The organism is Mesorhizobium sp. M2C.T.Ca.TU.002.02.1.1 (assembly GCF_003997225.1).
Map to the genome: position 1 here is coordinate 1 of NZ_RZTO01000814.1, position 2,688 is coordinate 2,688.

Sequence of the window (2,688 nt, forward strand, 5' to 3'; positions counted from 1 at the left end):
GCGCACACCCACCACTATGCCAAGTCGACGAGACGACGCGCCAAGACCGATCCTCTCGATGCCAGGATGCTGAGCGACTACGGCCGTCGTTATCAGCCTGAAGCTGAGCCGGCGCCGCGCGAAGAAGTCGAGCAGCTTCAATCGCTTGCCGGCCACCGCGATCAACTGGTCGAGATGCGGGCAACGCTGAAGAAGCAACTCGCCGAGACCTTCAATGAGATCGTTATCACCAGCCTCAAAGACCTGATCGCCGACCTCGACACGCGCATCAAGGCGCTCGAGAGCCGGATTGCCGAAGTCATTCGTCAAAACCAGGATGCCGCTCGCGACCATGCGCTGATGGTCTCCGTGCCCGGTGTCTCCAAAGTCGGGGCGCTCTCGCTGCTGGCGCTCCTGCCCGAGCTCGGCAAGCGCTCACCCAAGGCGATCGCGGCGCTGGTCGGCCTTGCCCCGTTCGACAACAAAAGCGGCAAGCTCAACCGCAGGAGCCAAATCCAGGGCGGGCGATCACGCGTGCGCCGGGCCCTTTACATGGCAGCCCTAACGGCCATCAGAACCTGTGACCGGTTCAAGTCCTTCTATGCCGCCCTTGCCGCCCGATCAGGCTCCAAAAAGCTGGCTATCATCGCCGTCGCGAGGAAGCTCTTGGTCGTCCTCAACGCTATCATTCGCGACAAAACCGCATTCGCATGAACACAGTTGCCATTCCGTTGCCTGGACCGAAGTATGCAACGGTGCGGAATTTCTGGACCGCCGCGGCGCTTCCAGGTCACGGCATGGATCCTCGGGTCTGCGCGCGTCGCTTCGCTCCTTGCTCCGCCCGTGGATGACGACCGCGATAGGCGTCCCGGCCAATCGCCAAGACCTGGGATCTGCCAACGCACACTAACCAACCGGTCAAAACTTCTGTGTTAAGGAACTACCCCGCAAGCTTTCCGCCACGCATCGGCTCTGGCGCGCCTGTGGTGCTCGGAAAGCTGATCGGCAGGCCGCGCAGCACGCGCACGGCGAGGAAAGCAAAACATTCCGCCTCCACCGCGTCGCCCTTCCATCCAAGCGTCTCGGCCTGCACGACTTCGACGCCGGCGCGGCTTTCGAGCATCGCCATCATCGTCGGATTGTGGCGGCCGCCGCCGCTGACCGCCAGCCGCTTCGGCCGGCGCGGCAACAGGTCGAGCGCCTTGCCGACGGCCGACACCGTGAAGGCCGTCAGCGTCGCCGCGCCGTCTTCGGGTCCGAGTCCTTCGGCCATCGCCGCGGTGAAGTCGAAGCGGTCGAGCGATTTCGGATAGGGCTTCGTCAGGTACGGATGCTGCAAGAGCCTGACGAGCCGTTCCTCGTCGACCTTGCCGGCGGCCGCCAGCCTGCCGTCGCGGTCCATCTCGCCGAGGCCCTTCGCCTTGATGAAATCATTGACCGGCGCGTTGGCCGGCCCGGTGTCGAAGGCGACGATATCGCCCTTGCCGTCCCACCAGGTGATGTTGCCGACGCCGCCGAGATTGAGCACGGCGGTATCGCCGCTGACATCGGCCGCCTTGAGCAGCGCCGCGTGATAGGCGGCCGCCAAAGGCGCGCCTTGCCCGCCAGCCGCGACATCGGCCGAGCGGAAGTCATAGGCGACCTTGGTGCCGAGCAGCGAGGCCATCAGTTCGCCGTCACCAAGCTGGCGTGTGCGGCCGATCCGTCCCGGCTGCGGCGCGCGGTGGAGCACCGTCTGGCCGTGGAAGCCGACGATGCCGATATCGGCCATGCTCATGCCTTGGCTCTCGACCAGAGCCTTGACCGCCGCCGATTGCGCCCGCGTCAGCGCCTCCTCCGCCTCGCGGAAGATCGCCGGCTCCGGTCCCTCGAAATTCCAGGCGCGCGCCTGGCGCAGCGTCTCTTCGAGCAGGGCGCGGATCGATCGCGGGTAGGGGGCCAGCGTATACGTGCCGGTGTCGGCGATGCGCTCGCCGTCCGTCTTGATCAGCGCCACGTCGATATTGCCGTCGAGCACCGTGCCGGTCATCAGGCCGACGGCCCAGATTGGTTCCATGATCTTGTCCCCGAATCGTCGTCCAACCACGTGTCGGACGGATCGGCGCGGCAGGCAAGTCTTTCACCGCGCCTAGAGCAATTCCAGGAAAAGTGTGAGCGGTTTTCCGTCCGGAATTGCGTGAAAACAAGAAGATAGAGCGGTTCGCCGCTTCCGTGAAACGGCGAACCGCTCTATGCCGGCCGCCTTTTGCGCCAAAGGACGAAAATCGAGCAACCACGTTCTTGCCTCTTGCCGCCGAAGGCGCGAGCCTGCGGATCCGATATCGAGCTATCCGGAGGAAAGGCCATGGCAGCCAATGTTGCAGTGATCGCGGGCGCCGGCTCAGGCTTAAGCGCCTCGCTGGCGCGGCTTCTCGCCAAGGAAGGTTTCCGCGTCGTTCTTGCCGCGCGCAATGTCGACAAGCTTGCCGCGCTGCTGAAGGAAACGGGCGCGGTGGCCGTGGAAACCGACGTGTCGGACCCGGCTTCCGTCGAGCGGCTGTTCGAGGCGGCCGACAAGGCTGGCCCCCTCGAAATCGCCGTCTTCAACGCCAGCGGCCGCACGCGCGGCCCGATCGCCGAGCTCGATCCGGAGGCGGTCAAGCAGGCGCTGCTTGTCGGCGCCTATGGCGGGGTTCTGGGCGGGCAGCTGGCGGGGCGGCGGCCTCTTGC

The 2,688-nt window shown here is 65.4% G+C and carries 3 protein-coding genes; 2 read left to right on the forward strand and 1 reads right to left on the reverse strand.

Features of this window, described 5'->3' with window-relative positions:
• The coding region (locus EOD07_RS29825; protein ID WP_164772668.1) for a transposase at positions 1-693 on the forward strand (693 nt) is incomplete at its 5' end.
• A gap of 226 nt (positions 694-919) precedes the next feature.
• Here the strand turns inward: EOD07_RS29825 and EOD07_RS29830 are convergent.
• Positions 920-2,035: an anhydro-N-acetylmuramic acid kinase gene (locus EOD07_RS29830; protein ID WP_127237880.1), complete on the reverse strand. Its 1,116-nt coding sequence runs from the start codon at positions 2,033-2,035 to the stop codon at positions 920-922.
• Between the two features lie 288 nt (positions 2,036-2,323).
• On the opposite strand from EOD07_RS29830, the gene EOD07_RS29835 reads away from it, so the two are divergent.
• Positions 2,324-2,688 (forward strand): SDR family NAD(P)-dependent oxidoreductase (locus tag EOD07_RS29835; protein ID WP_127237881.1); only part of this gene is annotated, 365 nt, incomplete at its 3' end.

Excerpts from the sequence above, each read along its gene's own strand:
- EOD07_RS29830 (WP_127237880.1), bottom strand. The coding sequence starts at position 2,035 with ATGGAACCAATCTGGGCCGTCGGCCTGATGACCGGCACGGTGCTCGAC.